Origin of the sequence: Paralcaligenes sp. KSB-10, assembly GCF_021266465.1 — a bacterium.
In the GTDB taxonomy this organism is placed as follows: Bacteria; Pseudomonadota; Gammaproteobacteria; order Burkholderiales; family Burkholderiaceae_B.
Genome location: NZ_CP089848.1, coordinates 695276 through 711235 on the forward strand (window position 1 = coordinate 695276; position 15960 = coordinate 711235).

General features: G+C 57.7%; 17 protein-coding genes. 11 read left to right on the top strand and 6 right to left on the bottom strand.

Annotated elements, in window-relative coordinates:
- Nucleotides 1–61: 61 nt before the first annotated feature.
- The 6 genes from xth to LSG25_RS03210 all read left to right on the top strand — a co-directional run bounded on the left by xth (nucleotide 62) and on the right by LSG25_RS03210 (nucleotide 5249).
- On the top strand, nucleotides 62–856 hold the full coding sequence (xth, locus tag LSG25_RS03185) for an exodeoxyribonuclease III (RefSeq protein WP_232743274.1): 795 nt from the start codon (nucleotides 62–64) through the stop codon (nucleotides 854–856).
- Between the two features lie 333 nt (nucleotides 857–1189).
- The gene (locus tag LSG25_RS03190; protein WP_370635942.1) at nucleotides 1190–1663 is read left to right on the top strand and encodes a class I SAM-dependent methyltransferase; all 474 of its coding nucleotides are present in this window, start codon (nucleotides 1190–1192) and stop codon (nucleotides 1661–1663) included.
- Nucleotides 1660–1989: a hypothetical protein gene (locus tag LSG25_RS03195; RefSeq protein WP_232743276.1), complete on the top strand. Its 330-nt coding sequence runs from the start codon at nucleotides 1660–1662 to the stop codon at nucleotides 1987–1989. Before LSG25_RS03190 ends, LSG25_RS03195 begins: the two co-directional genes overlap by 4 nt.
- Before the next feature lie 95 nt (nucleotides 1990–2084).
- On the top strand, nucleotides 2085–2720 hold the full coding sequence (gene gmk, locus LSG25_RS03200; RefSeq protein ID WP_232743277.1) for a guanylate kinase: 636 nt from the start codon (nucleotides 2085–2087) through the stop codon (nucleotides 2718–2720).
- Nucleotides 2721–2750: 30 nt separating this feature from the next.
- Nucleotides 2751–2954 carry a DNA-directed RNA polymerase subunit omega gene (rpoZ, locus tag LSG25_RS03205; protein WP_232743278.1) on the top strand — a complete coding sequence of 68 codons (204 nt, stop codon included), beginning with the start codon at nucleotides 2751–2753 and terminating at the stop codon, nucleotides 2952–2954.
- Between the two features lie 18 nt (nucleotides 2955–2972).
- Nucleotides 2973–5249, top strand: coding sequence for a bifunctional (p)ppGpp synthetase/guanosine-3',5'-bis(diphosphate) 3'-pyrophosphohydrolase (locus LSG25_RS03210; protein ID WP_232743279.1), 2277 nt, complete (start codon nucleotides 2973–2975; stop codon nucleotides 5247–5249).
- Between the two features lie 66 nt (nucleotides 5250–5315).
- On the opposite strand, the gene LSG25_RS03215 is transcribed toward LSG25_RS03210, so the two are convergent.
- The 4 genes from LSG25_RS03215 to LSG25_RS03230 form a co-directional block, all read right to left on the bottom strand.
- Nucleotides 5316–5654 (bottom strand): AzlD domain-containing protein, encoded by a 339-nt coding sequence (locus LSG25_RS03215; RefSeq protein WP_255696624.1) that lies wholly within the window; start codon nucleotides 5652–5654, stop codon nucleotides 5316–5318.
- 87 nt (nucleotides 5655–5741) lie between these two features.
- Nucleotides 5742–6428 carry an AzlC family ABC transporter permease gene (locus LSG25_RS03220; protein ID WP_232743280.1) on the bottom strand — a complete coding sequence of 229 codons (687 nt, stop codon included), beginning with the start codon at nucleotides 6426–6428 and terminating at the stop codon, nucleotides 5742–5744.
- 72 nt (nucleotides 6429–6500) lie between these two features.
- Complete coding sequence (locus tag LSG25_RS03225) at nucleotides 6501–7337, bottom strand: peptidoglycan DD-metalloendopeptidase family protein (RefSeq protein WP_232744547.1); 837 nt, start codon at nucleotides 7335–7337, stop codon at nucleotides 6501–6503.
- Nucleotides 7338–7371: 34 nt separating this feature from the next.
- Nucleotides 7372–8067 carry an ABC transporter ATP-binding protein gene (locus LSG25_RS03230; RefSeq protein WP_232743281.1) on the bottom strand — a complete coding sequence of 232 codons (696 nt, stop codon included), beginning with the start codon at nucleotides 8065–8067 and terminating at the stop codon, nucleotides 7372–7374.
- Here LSG25_RS03230 and LSG25_RS03235 point away from each other — a divergent pair.
- Nucleotides 8066–8710, top strand: coding sequence for an arylesterase (locus LSG25_RS03235; protein ID WP_232743282.1), 645 nt, complete (start codon nucleotides 8066–8068; stop codon nucleotides 8708–8710). The genes LSG25_RS03230 and LSG25_RS03235 overlap by 2 nt on opposite strands.
- Nucleotides 8711–8717: 7 nt before the next feature.
- Here LSG25_RS03235 and LSG25_RS03240 read toward each other — a convergent pair whose 3' ends face one another.
- Entirely contained in the window at nucleotides 8718–10685 is a 1968-nt protein-coding gene (locus LSG25_RS03240) for a SurA N-terminal domain-containing protein (protein WP_232743283.1), read from the bottom strand.
- Between the two features lie 224 nt (nucleotides 10686–10909).
- On the opposite strand from LSG25_RS03240, the gene ugpQ reads away from it, so the two are divergent.
- Together ugpQ and LSG25_RS03250 are read left to right on the top strand one after the other, a co-directional pair.
- Complete coding sequence (gene ugpQ / locus LSG25_RS03245) at nucleotides 10910–11662, top strand: glycerophosphodiester phosphodiesterase (RefSeq protein ID WP_232743284.1); 753 nt, start codon at nucleotides 10910–10912, stop codon at nucleotides 11660–11662.
- A gap of 20 nt (nucleotides 11663–11682) precedes the next feature.
- On the top strand, nucleotides 11683–12540 hold the full coding sequence (locus LSG25_RS03250) for a 23S rRNA (adenine(2030)-N(6))-methyltransferase RlmJ (protein ID WP_232743285.1): 858 nt from the start codon (nucleotides 11683–11685) through the stop codon (nucleotides 12538–12540).
- Nucleotides 12541–12545: 5 nt separating this feature from the next.
- Here LSG25_RS03250 and LSG25_RS03255 read toward each other — a convergent pair whose 3' ends face one another.
- The gene (locus LSG25_RS03255; protein ID WP_232743286.1) at nucleotides 12546–13280 is read right to left on the bottom strand and encodes a pseudouridine synthase; all 735 of its coding nucleotides are present in this window, start codon (nucleotides 13278–13280) and stop codon (nucleotides 12546–12548) included.
- A gap of 81 nt (nucleotides 13281–13361) precedes the next feature.
- Here LSG25_RS03255 and LSG25_RS03260 point away from each other — a divergent pair, with 81 nt between their 5' ends.
- Together LSG25_RS03260 and LSG25_RS03265 are read left to right on the top strand one after the other, a co-directional pair.
- Nucleotides 13362–13943 (top strand): chorismate lyase, encoded by a 582-nt coding sequence (locus LSG25_RS03260; protein ID WP_232743287.1) that lies wholly within the window; start codon nucleotides 13362–13364, stop codon nucleotides 13941–13943.
- Entirely contained in the window at nucleotides 13940–15145 is a 1206-nt protein-coding gene (locus LSG25_RS03265) for an MFS transporter (protein WP_232743288.1), read from the top strand. The genes LSG25_RS03260 and LSG25_RS03265 overlap by 4 nt, the downstream gene beginning before the upstream one ends.
- The last annotated feature ends 815 nt before the right edge of the window (nucleotides 15146–15960 follow it).

Sequence of the window (15960 nt, forward strand, 5' to 3'; positions counted from 1 at the left end):
AGTACAATTTTCAATCGATTCATATCCAAAACTTTTAACCGTCAATAGGCTGTAAGTCATAGTGAAAATTGCCACCTGGAACATAAACTCTCTCAAAGTGCGCCTGCCCCAAGTGTTGGCGTGGCTCGACAGCCATCCCGTCGACGCGCTGTGCCTGCAAGAGCTGAAACTGCCCGACGAAAAATTTCCATTGGACGCATTCCGGGAAGCAGGCTATCAGGCCCTATGGGCCGGACAGAAAACCTATAACGGGGTCGCCATCATATCCCGCCTGCCAGGCACCGATCCGCAACGCAATCTCCCCAACTTCGACGATCACCAGCAGCGCATCATTGCGGCCACGCTGCCCAGCGCGATCGGTGATATACGCGTGGTAAGCGCCTATTGCCCCAACGGGCAGGCGGTCGGCAGCGAAAAATACGAATACAAGCTCAAGTGGTTCCAGGCACTGCGACTGTGGCTGGCCGATGAGTTGCAGCGTTATCCACGCCTGGCGGTTTTGGGCGATTACAACGTCGCCCCCAAAGACGAAGACGTGTACGATCCGGCCAAGTGGGCAGGCGATATCCTGGTGTCGGATGCAGAACGCGCGGCCTTTGGCGCCCTGGTCGAGCTCGGGCTGACCGACGCGTTTCGTGAATTCGAGCAAGAAGAAAAATCGTTCAGTTGGTGGGACTACCGGCAATTCGCCTTTCGCCGCAATGCCGGAGCACGCATAGACCACGTCTTGCTCTCAGCCGCCCTGAAACCCTATTGCGAGGCATGCGTCATCGACAAAACTCCCCGCAGGAACGAACAGCCATCGGATCATGCGCCGGTCATAGCCGCCCTGGATTTCTCTCTGAGCAAAGCGTAGCGCCGCGCCGCCCGATTTTCCAGCGCGGCGATCGGAACAACGATATACTTAGGCCCAACAACACTGGGCCTAACGGCGTCTGTGCAAACCGGTAGCACCATTTACAAATGGTAAATGCCGACCCGCACCAGGGCTGCTAACGTTAGGCTAACTAAAACAGGATGGGGCTGTATGATGCATCGAGTTCTTCGTTTTGAGCGTGCCCAAAGGCTAAATGAATACTTCAAAAACATTGCTCCGGGAATTTTCATACAAGAGCTTTTTACGCAGCCCGGCGCCATAGGAGCAATCTGTCCCAGCTCACGGTACCTGTCCAAGTATATGGCTCAACAAGTGCCCTGTGACACAGATGGCCTGGTGATTGAACTCGGTGGCGGCACCGGAGCCATTACGCAAGCATTGCTCGACCGCGGCATCGCGCCCGATAATCTCATGGTGGTCGAATACTCGCGCCCTTTCGTCCAACGCTTGCGCGAACGATTCGCCAACGTCGAAATCGTGCATGGCAATGCCGCCGAACTGTGCCAATTGGTGCCGCGCGACAAGAAAATCGCGGCCATTGTTTCCAGCCTGCCGCTATGTTCCTTGCCGGATCACGTTACGCAATTGATCCTGCAGCAATGGCAAACGCTTCTGCAGGACAACGGAGTTGCGGTTCAGTTCAGTTACCATTTGCGCACCCCAAAATGGCGCCATTACCTCACCCCCACACACACTCGCTCGAAAATCGTATGGGCCAATCTGCCGCCGGCCAACATTACGACTTTCTCGTTCAGCGAGCCCAAACTGCATGCAAATATGCCATGAATGCATCAAGCCATATTATCGGCACGCTGCGCAAGGGCGTGGTTCTCGACGTCACACTGGAAGATTTGCAGTTCAAAGCCTACGTTGTGATCAGCAAGCCCGATATTAATCTGGTAGCCGATTTCATCCCCCAGGAACAATTCGAAGCCAACGGCGACCTGCACGTAGCGGCGGTAGTCGCTCCCGGCGACGCGCGCGAACAAGTCCAGGACGTTACCTTCAACATGAATATGAACGATGGCGCGGTTTTTTTATGCATAGACCAGTCCTCCTATGCGGCGACGCTGGAGGAGCTTGGCCAACCGCAGCCCAACGCGTTGAACTAGGCAACCGGTTTAAAAAACCTGTGGACCAGCCGCCATTGAAAAAATGGGTCGGCTTTTGCTATTCTTCACTCCTTAATTGTTACCAGTTGATTACAATGGCATCCTATACCGGCAATATTTTCATGGTCGTAGCTCCAAGCGGAGCCGGCAAATCCAGCCTGGTCAATGCCTTGCTGGCCCAGGATCCTGCCGTGATGCTCTCCATCTCCTGCACCACCCGGGAACCGCGCGACGGCGAAAAAGACGAGCAGCATTATCGTTTCGTCAGCAAGGACGAGTTCTTCCGGATGCGCGACAGCAATGCCCTGCTCGAATGGGCGGAGGTCCACGGTAATTATTACGGCACGCCGCGCGATCGCATCGACGAGGCAATCCGGCTGGGACGCGACGTTTTGCTGGAAATCGACTGGCAAGGCGCACGCCAGATTCTGCAGCATTTTCCGGATGCCGTCGGGATCTTTATCCTGCCCCCCTCGATCGCCGCGCTTGAAACCCGCCTTTATCACCGGGGGCAAGATGCGCCGCAGGTCATTTCGCGCCGGCTGCTGGCCGCCGGCAGCGAAATGTCGCACGCTCCAGAGTTCCAATATGTTATTATTAATCAAGAATTTAGCGTCGCGCTGTCGCAGCTCGCGCAAATTGTGGCCGCAACACGGTTACGTTATGCGACGCAAGCAGCCCGCAACGCCGATCTTTTCTCCCAGCTAGGCATCAGCAATCCATCCGCCTGACGCCGGCAACACTTTGTTTTAAGGTTATTTATGGCTCGCATTACCGTCGAAGATTGTCTGGATCGCATCCCCAACCGCTTTAACCTTACGCTTGCCGCCACGTACCGTGCACGCGAACTGGCGCAAGGTCATGAACCTCGCCTCGACAGCAAAGACAAACCAACCGTCACTGCTTTGCGCGAAATCGCTGCGGGCGTTACCGGCCTCGAAATGCTGCGCAAGGTACCCACCTAAATACAGCCGAGCAAGCTCATGGCGTTTTCTGGTCTGCGGGGTGCTTCGTCTGGGCTGCTGGCGGTACTGAAAAAGGGCTCGCGCCTTCGCAGGCGCAAGCCGGCGTCTCATCCGTTACAGAGTTCCAGCCCCGAAACCGCCTCCCCCAATACGGCCATTGCATCGCTCGCGCCGCTTGCCCGCATCATTGATCAGTACCTCGACCCCAAAGAGGTCGAGCGAGTCAAAGAAGCTTACCGATTTTCGGACCAAGCCCATCTAGGCCAGTTTCGAGCCAGCGGCGAGCCGTATATTTCCCACCCTATTGCCGTTACCGAGATCTGTGCGGGCTGGAAGCTCGACGCCGATTCCCTCATGGCGGCCCTGCTGCACGATGTCATGGAAGACCAGGGGGTCGCCAAACAGGAGCTGGCTGAACGTTTCGGTGCCGATGTCGCTGAAATCGTCGATGGCCTCTCCAAGCTGGACCGGCTTGAATTCGCCACCAAAGCCGAGCAACAAGCCGAAAGCTTTCGCAAAATGCTGCTGGCCATGGCCCGCGACGTACGCGTCATCCTGATCAAGCTGGCCGATCGCTTGCACAATATGCGCACGCTCGATGCGGTCAATCCCGAAAAGCGGCGGCGTGTCGCGCGGGAAACGCTCGATATCTACACACCGATCGCGCATCGCCTGGGCCTGAACGCACTGTTCCGCGAAATGCAGGATCTATGTTTTCATGCGGTCTATCCCAATCGCTACGATGTTCTGCACAAGGCCATGATGTCGGCGCGGGGCAACCGCCGCGAGGTGCTGGGCAAAATCACCGATTCGGTAAAAGTCGCGCTGCCGGCGGCTGGAATCGAAGCGGAAGTCACTGGCCGGGAAAAATCGCTCTACAGCATTTACACCAAAATGGCCGAGCAAAAAAAGTCGTTTTCCGACGTGCTCGACATTTATGGTTTTCGTGTAATCGTGCATACATTGCCTGAATGCTATCTGGCGCTGGGGACCTTGCACCAGTTGTATCGCCCGGTTCCCGGCAAATTCAAGGATTACATTGCCATTCCCAAGCTCAATGGCTATCAGTCTCTGCATACAACGCTGGTCGGCCCCTATGGCACCCCCGTCGAATTTCAGTTCCGCACCCGGGACATGGACCATGTAGCCGAAGAAGGCGTTGCCTCGCATTGGCTATACAAAGACGACGACGCCACCCTGAACGACCTGCAAAAAAGAACCCATCAATGGCTCCAGTCCTTGCTCGACATACAAAGCCAGACAGGCGATTCGGGTGAATTCCTGGAGCACGTCAAAGTCGATCTGTTTCCCGACGCGGTATATGTATTCACGCCCCAGGGTAAAATCATCTCGCTGCCGCGCGGTGCCACACCGGTCGATTTCGCCTATACGATACACACGGATATCGGCAACCAGACCGTGGCATCCAAAATCAACGGCGAGTTCGCGCCGCTACGCACCGAGCTCAAAAGCGGCGATGCCGTCGAAATCGTCACATCGCCGGCATCCAGGCCCAGCGCGCAATGGTTGAATTACGTACGCACCGGGCGCGCTCGATCAGAAATCCGCCATTACCTGCGCACTGTCAAATACGAGGAATCGGTTGCGTTCGGGCAACGGCTGCTCAACCAGGCGTTCGATCAGCTTCATCTGCCCCACCCCGATCAAGGGGATCCCGAATGGGACAAGCTGGCGAAAAGTTCCGGCGCCAGTTCACGCGATGAAATCCTCGCCGATATCGGTTTGGGAAAACGCCTGGCTGCAGTTGTCGCCCGCCGTTTCGCTCCCGAAAATTCAATCCTGGCCACCACCGCGGCGGCGGTCGATGAAATCACGTCCAACGCCAGCACTCCCATACTGATCCAGGGCAATGAAGGCCAGGCAGTCCAATTGGCTCCGTGCTGCGGCCCTCTACCGGGCGACGCAATCATAGGCGGCATACGCCTGGGCCACGGGCTGGTGGTACACATGGCCGAATGTGCCGTCGCGCAACGCCAGCAGGCCCGCGAGCCCGAGCGCTGGATCCCTGTCATGTGGGACACGACCACCGCACGCCACCTGTCTACCCGCCTCGATGTAACGGTTATCAACGAGCGCGGCGTACTGGGCCGTCTGGCGGCCGAAATTACCGATGCCGACTCCAACATCATGCACCTGACCATGCAGGATGACGCCGCCGCCACTGGGCTTCTGCACCTGACCGTGCAAGTCGACAGCCGCAAGCACCTCGCCCACGTCATCCGGGCCATACGCCATGTGCCGCAGGTGCAAAAGATCGTCAGGATAAAAGGCTGATCCGTTTTTCATTGCGGCAATGCATGCCGTGATTGCCCGAACGGTTGGCATGCGGTGCGCTTACGATCAATTTAAAAATCGGGCAATACCCCAAACACACAAACCATAAGCCAGCACACCCGCCAGGGTAGCCCAGGCGATGCTGCCCAGATATTTCTTGCCCAGCGCAACACCAGCCAGACCTGATACAAGCGGCAGGCCCTCGTTCGCATAAGAACCAGCACCCAGCAAAGACCAGCACGACACGACAATCAGGGCCACAATTGCAGCCGGCCCGATCGCATCCAGGGACCGTCGCAGAGAACCCCGCATCCAATTGCTGCCCTCTCCTTTTTCATGCCAATGCATAGGCAAATAGCGGATCAGAAACGTACCCAGGCCGCTCAAGATCGCGACCCATAACAAGGTAGTAGCACTCAGCGCACACCTCCATTTGATGAGAACGAAACGTTTGCATTGCGGCCCGTGCCTGGCCGGCCGGCGCGACGCCCCCTAGCCTTTTCTGGCATTCAGAAATGCACCCGCCAACATTCCGACGATGATCGCCCCGTAGGCCGGCAGCAAGAAAAGCCCCACCGTGGTCGCCGCCGCAGCTGCGGCCAGCACCGAAACCGGGACAATCTTCCTGATTTCGAGCAGCAAGGCAAAAAACAGGGCCGGCAAGACAAACCCCAGGGCTTGCGACACGACAGGCGATTGCCTTAGCAAATCCTGGCCAAAAACAGCACCGATTGCCGTGCCGGCTACCCAGGATGAATAAGCGCCAAGCTGCAGCCCGGCGTACCAGTATTCGCGTTCCTGCGCAGGCCGATATGCCAGCTTGCTTACGGCGGTGGCAAATACCTCATCGGTCAGGCCCGCCGCCAATACAAACAAAGGCAGCCGCCGATGCTGCCCGTCGAACTTCATGAGCACCGCCGGCCCATAGAAAATATGCCTCAAATTCATCAGCAAAATAATGCCGACCATGCTGACTGCCGAGCCACCACTGGCGACCAGACTCACCAATATGAACTGGCTGGCTCCCGCGTACACCAACATCGAGACCAATATGACCATCAAGGGCGACAAATCGGCATGAACCGCCGCCAGCCCAAATGAAATGGCCACGGGTACATAGCCGACAGCGATGGACAGACTATCAAACAAGCCGCGCAGAAAGGGAGATATTTTCGTCAATTGAATTCACGCATAAACTCGAACCAGAGGCAAGCGCAGCACCCGTGCAGAAAGAATCCTGCCATGCAAAGCCTATGGCCTGAACGCCCCAATAAATATGGCCGGATCGACACGCGCGCCATTCAGGCTCACATTCCAGTGTAAATGCGGGCCAGTCGCCCTGCCGGTCGAGCCGACATAGGCTATTACTTCACCACGCTTGACGCTTTGGCCTGGCTTGACCTTGGACGCCGACAAATGGCAGTACATAGTAATAAATCCCTGGCCGTGATCGACGAATACTGTTTTTCCATTAAAAAAATAATCATCCACAATCGTGACAATACCATCGGCAGGAGCCTTGACGGGGGTTCCCTTGGGAACCGCAAAATCCAGGCCGGAATGCGGGCTGCGCTCTTCGCCATTAAAAAAACGGCGCAAACCAAAGGGGCTGGACAGCCGCCCATGCACGGGTTCATCAAGCAGCACATTACTGGGCGGAACATCCCGATAGCGGCCATAGGCGCTCATCTGCGCCAGGTATTCGCGTTCGAATCGCTTCAACTGCGCGGGGTCGGGATTGACCTGATTCTTGTTTTTCAGAGTAATGTGCTGTTCGCGGTAGGTTCTGGGGCCAACGCTAAAAGCGACGACGCGCTTGCCCTGGGCGGTTTGAACTTGCAAGGCCTGCTTCCCAAGCGGCGTTTTGAGCGCGATTCCCACTATCGCCACCCACTGTCGATCGCTATCCCGAACCACCAGCACCCTGTTATTCAAATAAACGGCTTCGGGCGCGGCCAACCCTTTGCCAAGTTCGATTACGGCCACTCCGCCAGGCACCGGATGATTCAATAGCCGGCCTATATCGCCTTGTGCATGCGCCGCCGTCTGCAATGCCATGGCACACAGCATCAATATCACTCTAAACATATTCATCCCAATAAATTCCGTGCCAAGATGCGCATTACGTGCCCATGCCTACCGGATCCGGCGCCACCAGGCGCCCACCCTGCAAACGCAGCGTGCGCTGGCATCGCGACGCCAATTGCGGGTCGTGTGTAACCAGCACGAGTGTCGCACCCTGTTCTTTGTGCAGGGCAAACATCAAGTCCATGATTTTTTCCCCGTTGATCTCGTCCAGGCTGCCCGTCGGCTCATCCGCAAACAGCAGCCTGGGTTGCACGACAAAAGCCCGCGCCAGCGAAACACGCTGCTGCTCGCCGCCGGACAAGGTCTTGGGATAGTGGCCCAGACGGCTTTTCAGGCCGACACGTTCCAGCATGCCTTTGGCCACCGCCAAGGCGGGCTTGCCGGCCAGTTCCAGCGGAAGCATGACATTTTCCAGCGCGGTCAGGTTAGGCAACAGCTGAAACGATTGAAATACGAAACCCAGATGAGCCGCGCGAAGCGCCGCGCGCCCTTCTTCATCCAGGGCGAATAAATCATGGCCCAACAACCTCACCGACCCGGCAACGGGCACATCGAGCCCGGCCAATAATCCGAGCAGGGTTGATTTGCCCGAGCCGGAGCTGCCCGTAATCGCGACGGTCTGCCCTTCTTCAACCGAAAACTCTATATTCTCTAAAATGCTCAAAACGCCTGTCGAATCGGCAACGCGTTGACACAAACCTTTGACTTCAATCGAACAGGTGTATTTCATGCTTACTCGCTGGTGCCTGATTGCGGCTGTATTGTATTGGTTCGGCACGCCTGCGGCGCTGGCCCAGGCCGCCCCTGCCGCGGCTTCAAACATACGAACGATAACAGTAATTGGCGACAGCCTGTCGGCCGAATACGGGCTTGAACGGGGATCCGGCTGGGTAATGCTGCTGGGGCAAAAACTGCAGGCCAAATACAAGAACTATCAAGTCAAGAACACCAGTATCAGCGGGGATACGACAAGCGGCGGGTTAAGCCGCCTGGCGCCCATTCTGAAGCGCGACAAGCCTGCGATTGTGATCATTGAGCTGGGCAGCAACGACGCCTTGCGCGGCCTGCCGTTGAAAATGACCGAATCCAACCTTTCATCGATGATCGAATTATCTCAAAAAGCGGGCGCCCGCGTATTGCTGCTAGGAATGCAGATGCCGCCCAACTACGGCCGCCAGTACACCAGCCAATTCAAAGAGCTGTTTGCGGCCCTGGCGGCCCGCTACAGGACCGGGCTGGTGCCTTTTCTGCTGGAAGGCATCGCCACAGACCCGAGCCGGTTTCAAGCCGATCATCTTCATCCCAACGAAGGCGCGCAAGCCCAGTTGGCGAATAACGTCTGGGCGGGGCTTCAGCCCCTGCTTAAACCCTGATCTACGCTCAGCTACCCTGTGCCGCTTCGCCGGACAGCGCTTTCTCTGCCTCGGGCAACATCTTGATTTTGGCCTGGCCGCGCAAAGCCTGCAGAACGGCGTGTTCTTCGGCCTGTCCCCACGCCTTGGCCAATTCAGCCGGCAGCGTTGCCAGCATCGGGTCGTCTGTCTTGCCTGCCTGGGCCTGTTTGACATGCACGATGGTGTATCCGTGAAGGCCCTTGACGCCTTCAAACGCAGGCAGGCTCTTGGCCGGAGCGGCCAGAGCGGCATCGATGAGCGGCTTGGTCAGATTCTGGGGATTAATGCGGCTGACTGTAAGCGGCGCCCCGAAATCATCCGGCACTTTCGCCGCACCGGCTTTCTGGAGATCAGCCAGGGCAGCTTGGCCAGCTTTCTCGGCGGCAGCCAATGCGCGTTCGCTGACAAGCTGCTTGCGTATCAAGGCTGAAACCTTTTCCATCGGCGGCACTTGTGCCGGAACAATCTTGCCAACACGCACGACAACCATGGTGTCGGGAGAAATTTCAATCACCCCGGAATTCTGCTTATCGGTCAGGACCTGGCTGGAAAACAGGGCGCGGCGTACACGCGCATCATCCAGAATCGACGCATCGGCGCTGGAAGACGCTGCCTTGTCGCCGACTTCGGCGGCCGACAGCAGACGGTCACGGGCAATTCCGTCGGCAGCCTTTATTTTCAGGCCAAGCGCGTCGGCCGCGGGTTGCAAACTGCCCTGGTTGTCATACACCAGGCTTGTCAGTTTGGTCGCCATATCGGCAAACCGGTCGGCGCCGAGCTGGCGGCGCACTTCGCTCTCGACTTTGGATTTGGCCTGCTCGAAAGACTCGCCCTTTTCAGGCTGGACATCGTTGGCCTCGAAAATATGATAGCCCCCAGGCCCGTCGATCACGCCCGACACCTCGCCCTTTTTAAGGGCAAAAACGGCTTTCTCGAGTGCGGCAGGCCAGGACCCTTTGGTAATCCAGCCCAGGCGCCCACCATCTTTAGCTGTTCCGGCATCTTGCGAGTCGGTGCGGGCGATTTCCGCAAACTTGCTTTTGTCGGCTGCCACTTTTTTCGCTACTTTCTGGGCTTCGTCGAACGCTGTTTTACGCTGGGCCTCGGTTGCCCCGACCGGCACGGTAATCAAAATATGGCTGAGCATGATTCTGGCGGGCTGCACATAACGGGCCTTGTTCTGCTCGTAATATTTCTGCATTTCCTCGGTGCTGACCGCGGGCAGACCCTGCATGGCGGCCGCTTCGTTCAGCAACAGGTACTGTGCATCCACCTGTTCGGGCAGCTCCAGCTTTGCCTTGTTCTGGTCGTACCACGCCTTGACGTCGGCATCGCTGATCTCTATGCCTTTTTGATAGTCGGAGGCGAGATAGCTATGCACACGCACGGTGCGTTCGGCGGTAAGCGCCTGTTCGATCGAGCCAAGCACTGGCTTCGGTACTCTGGCCGATATGGCTATTGGGCCAAGCACGCGATCCAGGGCAAGTTCGGCGCGGCGCCCTTGTTCAAAGTCTTTACTGCTGGCACCTATGGACTTCAAAACCTCGTTGTAGCGCTCCGCCGAGAATTGCCCATTGACCTGGAGCTCGGGGATGGAGGCAATAGCCTGGCGCAAAGCGGCATCGGAAACGCTGAAATGCTCTTTGGTCGCCGTTGCAATCAACACCTTGCGGTCGATCAAGGAGTCGAGCAAGGCTTTGCGGGCAGGTTCGTTATCGAGCGCGGTCGGGTCGAAGGTAGCCCGATTGTTTTGCTGCATTTGTTGCAATTGATTGCGACGGGCCTGATCGAAGTCTTGCAAGGTCACCGCCGACCCGGCCACCTTGACGAGGTCATGATTGCCCGATACATACGTGGAATAGCCACTCACCCCAATCAGGGCGAACGACGGAAGAATCAGCACCAACAACAAAAGCTGCATCAAACGCTGATGCGTGCGGATAAAATCGAACATTAATGACTCGCTGTCCCGCGCCCCGGACCAGGCCTTGCGCGACGGTTTATACCAAAAAAAGGCGAATCTGGATCGCCTCGATGACTGTAACCTTATAGTAGAACATAAAATTTTTCTGGAAGTTTACCATCTCCCAAGTCTTAACTTGAAGGTATGCTACGCCTGAGCGGGCGAAACGCTTTCCACAGACATCGCCAAAACTCAACAGCAAGGAACCAGCAACGATGACAGACTCTTCGGCCCCATGGCCATATCCGAAAATAATTGCGCACCGTGGAGCCGGCCGCTTCGCGCCGGAAAATACGCTTGCATCGATGCGCCTGGGAGCGGAACACGGCTTTTCCATGGTCGAGTACGACGTCAAGCTCAGCAAGGACGGAATCGCTATCCTGCTGCATGACGACTCGATTGAACGTACGTCCAACGGCAGCGGAAATGCGGGGGAACAATCCTTCGGCGATCTGGCCAGGTTCGATTTCGGCGCATGGCATTCGCAGGCCTATGCCGGCGAACCCATCCCCACCTTGTACTCCGTCGCCGCTTTTACGCAGGCCAATCAGATTTTAAGCAATATCGAAATCAAGCCGCACACGGGCGCCGAAACCGAAACCGGCACACGGGTTGCCCTGCTGGCCCGGAAGCTCTGGGCCAAGGCGGCGATTCCCCCCCTGCTCTCGTCTTTTTCCGAGACCGCGCTCGAAGCCGCCCTCGAAGCCGCGCCCGAACTACCCCGCGCCCTGCTGGTGGCCGGCGCCCTGCCCGATGACTGGCAGGCCCGCCTGATACGGCTGAAATGCATAGGCCTCAACATGGGCAACAAACACACCACCGAACACGTCGTTCGAACCGTACGCGGCGCGGGCTATAAAATGGCCATCTGGACGGTCAACGACCCAGGCCGCGCCCGCGAGCTGTTCGACTGGGGTTGCGATGCCATTTTTACCGACGAAATCAAAACCATTACGCCGGATTTTTAATTTCCCTGCGAGGCCTTTCTTTGTTCAGCTACCGACACGCATTCCACGCGGGCAACCATGCCGATGTGCTCAAGCACGCCATCTTCGTGCACATTCTGGATTACCTCAATCTCAAAGAGGCGCCTTATTGGGTCATGGATACCCACGCCGGTGCCGGCATCTACGACCTGACCAGCGACTGGGCCGTCAAGAATGGGGAATTCATCGACGGGCTGGATCGGGTCCTGGGTGCCAACCCCATGCCGGCCCTGATCGAACGCTATCTCGAAGAAATACGGCACTTCAATCCGGACGACGTAGCCAATGCATATCCGGGATCTCCCTGGCTCGCGCTGCATGCCCTGCGGGACCGCGATCGCTTGCGATTGTTCGAAATGCATCCGTCGGAAATCGACGTGCTCAGGCACAACCTGGCACAGCAGGGCCGTTTGGCGCTGCGCCGTACCGCCGTTTATGAAAGCGACGGATTCAGTGGGCTGAAAGCCTTGCTGCCGCCACCGACGCGGCGGGGCGTGGTTCTGATCGATCCTTCATATGAGGACAAGGCCGACTATCGCAAAACGCTGCAAACAGTCACCGATGGGCTTAAACGCTTTGCCACGGGTTGTTTCGCGATCTGGTATCCCCTGGTTCAGCGCCGCGAATCGCAAGAGCTTGCCAGGTCGCTGGAGCGCCTGAAAGAAACAGCCTGGGTCCATGCCACCCTGACCGTGCGCAAACCCACTGGTGACGGCTACGGCCTGCACGGCAGCGGCATGTTTATCATCAATCCGCCCTGGACCCTGTATAAAGAACTGGAACAAACCCTGCCGTGGCTGAGCGAAAAGCTCGCCATCGACGACCGAGCCTCCTACACGCTGACGCAACATGCGGTATAGATTCACTATAAGAACCGCTCGCCTTCTTTAAGGTAGCGCCATTGCCCCGGCGGCAAATCGCCCAGGACGATGCGGCCCATGCGCACTCGTTTCAAGCCTATGACTTTCAGGCCGACTTGTTCGCACATGCGGCGGATTTGCCTTTTTTTACCTTCGCGCAGAATAAACCGCAGCTGATCGGCGTTTTGCCACTCCACTTCCGCGGGCCTGAGCGGCTTGCCATCCAGCGACAGGCCGTAATTAAGCATGGCCAGCCCGTTACCTGAAATTTTTCCCTGTACCCGTACCAGGTACTCCTTATCGATATCGGAGTCTTCGCTGATCAACTGACGCGCAATACGGCCGTCTTGCGTCAACACAAGCAGGCCCTGAGAATCGATATCGAGGCGCCCGGCCGGCGCCAGGCCGCGCAAATGAGCTGGATCAAAGCGTAAAGGCGATTTGTCGGCCCGGTATTGCGAACGGGCATCGATCAGCGAAACGGCCGGCCGGTAGCCTTGCTCGGCCTGCCCGGACACATATCCAACCGGCTTGTTGAGCAAAATCGTAACACGCGATGTCTGGCGCCGCTGGGCCTGTTTTTCGAGGGTAATTTTCTGATTGGGATAAGCCTTGCTGCCCAGTTCGGACACTACTATTCCGTCGACACGCACCCAGCCTCGTTCGATATAGGCATCGGCTTCACGCCGCGAGCACAAGCCCTGTTCGGCCATTAACTTTGAAATTCGTATTTTTTCCATAAGCGGTATTGTATGAGTTTGGCGATAATACGGCTTATGGAACCACATGCCGCTTTCTGTGGAGGCTGGAAAACCTCCGCAATGCCTTCACTAAGCCGAATACAAAAATACTGGCTGCGTCGCCCGGGAGCCTTGACCGGCGGACTGCGGCAATTGGGGCGGGTAGAAATACGCCTCATCGCGGAACACGCCGCCGGCCTCAGCCCTGGCGAAGCGTGGCTGCTCGGCTTCCCGCCACGCATTCCCGTCTGGATCCGTGAAATCGTGATGAGCATAGACGACGTGAACTGCATCGTTGCCCGCAGCCTTACGCCGCTGAAGGCATCGCATGGCTCCTGGCACAGCATGCGGCGCCTGCATACCCGGCCGCTGGCCGATATGCTCTACCGGGATTCAGCGATCACACGCTCCGTTTTCTTCAGCCGACGCCTCAATCGTCACCAGGCCATCTACGGAACGGCCAAGCGGGCGCTGGGCCTATCGGCCCCTTCGGCACCGGCTCTACTGGCTCGCTGCTCTGTGTTCCGGCGTGCCTGCGAGCCCTTGGCCGTCGCCGAATGCTTTCTACCCGAATTTTGGCTCCTGGCGGCAAAACAAGCCCACAAACTGGCCATTTTCCCCGACTTTCGACCTAACTTTCAAGAACACAAAGGCAATTCATGAGTGCACCCACTGCTACACGGCCAAGAGGCCGCCACGCCCTCACTCTATCTTGCCTGCAGGCACTGGGAGGAGTCAATCCAGCCATTGTGATCGCACTGGGAGGCCTGGCCGGGCAACAACTCGCCAGTCGACCCGACCTGGCTACAGTGCCCGTCAGCATCTATAGCCTGGGCCTGGCGTTCGGCACCATTCCCGCGGCCTTGGTCATGAAGCGCCTGGGGCGGCGAACCGGCTACCTGATTGGCACACTTTTTGGAATAGCCGCCGGCCTGGTCGCCGCTTATGGAATATTCAGCCAGGCTTTTCTGATTTTCTGCCTGGGAACCCTCTGTTCCGGCCTATACGCCGCCTATGTGCAAAGCTACCGTTTTGCCGCCGCCGACGCGGCGGACCCCGCGTACCGGACACGCGCCATTTCGTGGGTCATGGTCGGCGGTTTGTTTGGCGCAATCATTGCCGCCCAGGCCATTATTCTTACCCGCAATATTTGGCCGGCCATCCCTTATGCCGCCTCTTTCATGGCACAGGCGAGCATCGCGCTGCTGGCGGTCCCTTTGGTCCTGTCGCTGCGCACCCCGCCGACGTCTGTGCGGGAAGAGGCCGTAAAAGGCGGCCGTCCCCTGAAGGAAATCGCCCGCTCACCGCGTTTCGTCATTGCGGTACTGGCAGGCGTAATTTCCTACGGGCTGATGAATTTCATCATGACTGCCACGCCACTCGCGATGATAGGCTGCGGGCATTCGCTGCAGGATGCGACGCTAGGCATCCAGTGGCACATATTGGCCATGTATGGTCCAAGTTTCTTTACCGGCCATATTATCGAACGCTTCGGTAAAATCCCGGTTACCACATTCGGGCTGATTTTAATCGGGCTCGCCGCGACAGTCGCTTTGGCGGGCGTGAGCGTATCGCACTTCTGGCTGGCCCTGGTGTTGTTGGGCATGGGCTGGAATTTCGGGTTTATCGGCGCCACCTCGATGGTGACCGATTGTTATCGCCCCGAAGAAAAAAACCGTGTCCAGGCCTTGAACGACTTCCTGGTATTCGGCTGCGTGGCGGTCGCCTCTTTTTCCTCGGGGCACGTACTGGCGACCCAGGGCTGGAACAGCGTCAATGTTCTTGTTTATCCATTCCTGGCCTTTGTCCTGCTCAGTCTCCTATGGCTGTGGAGCCATGACCGCCGCGCCCGTGCCACTGCCTGATATCATCAATATGCATCACTGATGGTTTAAAGCATTTTGGGTTTAAATGCTTACGGCATCCGATGTGTTGGTATTGGTATTTAAAGACGCCGTCTATCGGGGCTTGGGGTCAGGACCGGCACGGCGTGCTTGATCCGGATCTACCTCGTCCAGGCGGGCGTCGGGCCAAACTCGCTACGCCGCTGGCGCGGCTGCGCTCAAACAGGGCCCGCCGAAAGCCCCCGCCTTCCCTACGGTAGCATCCGGCGCACGCCTTACGCCGGTCCTGACCCCAAGCCCCGATAGACGGCTCGCGTAATGGCATGCCTGGAATTGCATCACGGGATGCCCGGAATTTACGTGCTTGTACCTACCGTTAATGGGCCTGCACCCCTAGAACCGTTAACGTGCCCGCACTCATGCCCTCTATCACGTGGCCGTATCTACTTCGATTGACTTCTTGATGGATTGACGACTCGATTGACTAAACGCCCGCCGCCTCAACGTATCCCGTGATTGGCTAAACGCGGCTTCCCCAACATATACCTCGATGCATTACCTCAACGCGAGCCGCAGGGTGGGCGGTGCTGTGCAGTCCGGCGGTAGTCCAGCGCCGGGTGCTGACGAAGGGAAGGCGGGGGCTTTCGGCGGGCGCTGTCTGAGCCCAGCCTCGCGAGGCTGGGCGAGTTCGCCCGACGCCCGCCTGGACGAGGCAGACCCGGGTAGTCGGCTAGCGTAGCTAGCCGACCGCTGGACGTGCCGGACTGCACAGCACCGCCCACCCTGCGGCGTCTTTATAGAATTAACCGCCGCCTACACAGCAATACAGTCCAAAG